The sequence below is a fragment of the Desulfurellaceae bacterium genome, assembly GCA_021296095.1.
Taxonomy (GTDB): Bacteria; Desulfobacterota; Binatia; order Bin18; family Bin18; genus JAAXHF01.
This window is the reverse complement of record JAGWBB010000173.1, coordinates 1-2,180: the sequence shown is the minus strand read 5'-3', so window position 1 is coordinate 2,180 and position 2,180 is coordinate 1. Positions and strand designations below refer to the sequence as shown.

Annotated in this window: 3 protein-coding genes; 1 reads left to right on the top strand and 2 read right to left on the bottom strand. The window is 65.6% G+C overall.

The features are described 5' to 3' along the window. Both J4F42_22455 and J4F42_22450 read right to left on the bottom strand, forming a co-directional pair. Positions 1 to 357: hypothetical protein (locus tag J4F42_22455; protein ID MCE2488286.1), on the bottom strand; the 357-nt coding region annotated here is incomplete at its 3' end. After that, positions 354 to 1,121: a cupin domain-containing protein gene (locus tag J4F42_22450; protein MCE2488285.1), complete on the bottom strand. Its 768-nt coding sequence runs from the start codon at positions 1,119 to 1,121 to the stop codon at positions 354 to 356. The genes J4F42_22455 and J4F42_22450, both read right to left, overlap by 4 nt. Positions 1,122 to 1,149: 28 nt before the next feature. On the opposite strand from J4F42_22450, the gene J4F42_22445 reads away from it, so the two are divergent. Beyond that, a partial coding sequence (locus tag J4F42_22445; GenBank protein MCE2488284.1) for an LLM class F420-dependent oxidoreductase occupies positions 1,150 to 2,180 on the top strand: 1,031 nt, incomplete at its 3' end.

Below are 2,180 nucleotides of genomic sequence, written 5' to 3'. Positions count from 1 at the left end.
CAGGGCCAGCGTGACCACATTCCCGATTTTGTCGATCAGGGCCGGGTACATGTCCAGGTGATACATGTGGTAGCTGAAGTGGGGCAGCTGAGCGACCAGCCAGCCGAGCGCCGCAGCCAGGGCCAGCTCACGGGTCCGGTAGACCACGGCCACCAGCGCGACCGCCGCCAGGGACAGATAGCCGCCGCCCACATCCCGGACCAGATGCTCGTTGAACGGCCCATCGACCGACACCCAGCTGAGGCCCAGGCCCGGAAAGCTGTCGTAGAATGCCTGCGGAAAAAAGAGCGCCCAGACGCCCACCACCCCGCCGCTGACGATCAGAAACCACAGGCAGGCGCGGACACGGGTATTCATGAGCCTGTCTCCCCGGAGTGCTGTCCGGTAGCGGCCAGCCCGCCGGTCTTCACATACAGCTCACAGCCGCCGGGCGAGACGGGCGTGTGGACGGCCCCGGCCGGTAGCCGCAGCCACGCATGGCGCTCATACGCGCCGTATTCATCTTCAAACCCGCCGCTCAGCACAAACAGCTCCGCCCCGCTCTCATAGCACACCGTCCCCGGACAGGCGGCCGGGGCCCAGCGTTGCAGTTCGACCGTGTCGGCAAAGCCGGCTTGGGCGTACAGGGGCTTGCGCTCAATGCCGGACAGCCCGGTCGGTTGCCAGGCCAGATGTGCGGTCCGCAGTACGACGCACCGGCGGCCCGGCCCGGCGTACTGCCGGAGCTTCACAAACAGCGTACAGCCCGGCTTGGAAAAGGGCGCGTGTCGGAATCCCTCGGGGCTCAGCAGATAGGTTCCGGCCGGCCAGTCACCGCGTTCGTCCGAAAAAGTGCCCTCAAGGACCAGGATTTCTTCGCCGTGGGGATGTTCGTGGGCGGGAAAGGACGCATTCGGATCGTAGCGGACAAGCGAGGTCACCCGACCGGCCTCTGAGCTGCCGACCAGGTGCAGCCGTTTGCGCCACACTGTCCGGCTCGGGCTGGCCTGCCAGGCCATGCTTGCGGCGTGCATTACCGCCCGCTGGCTCAGGTCGGCGTTCATGGCGTGGCTGACCGTCATGCGTGTATGTGCTCCCCCGGATTTGAGTTCCCTGCCCGCGTGGTCTACATGTGCAGACATACCGCCCACACCCACAGGAGGCAATAGTATGCGACTCGGACTCGTCAGCGGCTACTCAGGCCCGAAGATGAACGAAACCATAGAGGTGATTCTGGAAGCCGAACGGCTGGGTTTTGACTCGGTCTGGACCGGCGAGGCGTGGGGCTCAGACGTGGTCTCGTTTCTGGCCTTTGTCGGAGCACGCACGTCAACCATCAAGCTCGGAGCGGGCATTTTTCAGATGCAGGCCCGCACCCCGGCCATGACCGCCATGACCGCCATGACGCTCGACGGGCTGACCAACGGCCGCTTTCTGATCGGGCTGGGGCCCTCCAACCCCCAGGTCATCGAGGGCTGGCACGGCGTAGCCTACGGCAAGCCACTGCAACGCTACCGTGAGTACATCGGCATCATCCGCCAGATTCTTGTCCGCGAACAAAAGCTGCGCTACGACGGCCAGGAATACCAGATTCCGTATGCCGGCCCGGACGCCAGCGGTCTGGGCAAGCCGCTCAAGAGCATCCTCCACGGCCGGCCCGACATGAAGATCTACACCGCCTCGATCGGCCCCAAGGGAATCGCCCTGGCGGCCGAACTGGCCGACGGCCTGCTGCCGGTATGGATGAGCCCGGACTGGTGCGCCGACTACTACACGCCCCAGCTTGAGGCCGGCTTTGCCAGGGCCGGCAACGGCAAGAGCAGGCGGAATTTCGATCTGGCACCGTATGTGAGCTGTGTGCTGGGCGACGACCTCGACGCCTGCCGCGCCCCGGTCAAGGCCAGCCTGGCGCTGTACATCGGCGGCATGGGCGCCCGCAGCAAGAATTTCTACAACAGCTATGTCCGCAACTTCGGCTATGAGGGGCTGGCCGGCCAGCTTCAGGACCTGTACCTGTCGGGCCGCAAAGCCGAGGCTCAGGCGGCCGTGCCCGACGAGCTGGTTGACGCCGTGGCCCTGGTCGGCCCCAAAGAACGCATTGCCGAGCAGCTGAGCCGCTGGAAAGCCTCGCCCGTGACCACCATGCTGATCGGCACCAATCAGGTCGAAGCGCTGCGGGTGCTGGCCGAGCTGTGCCTGTA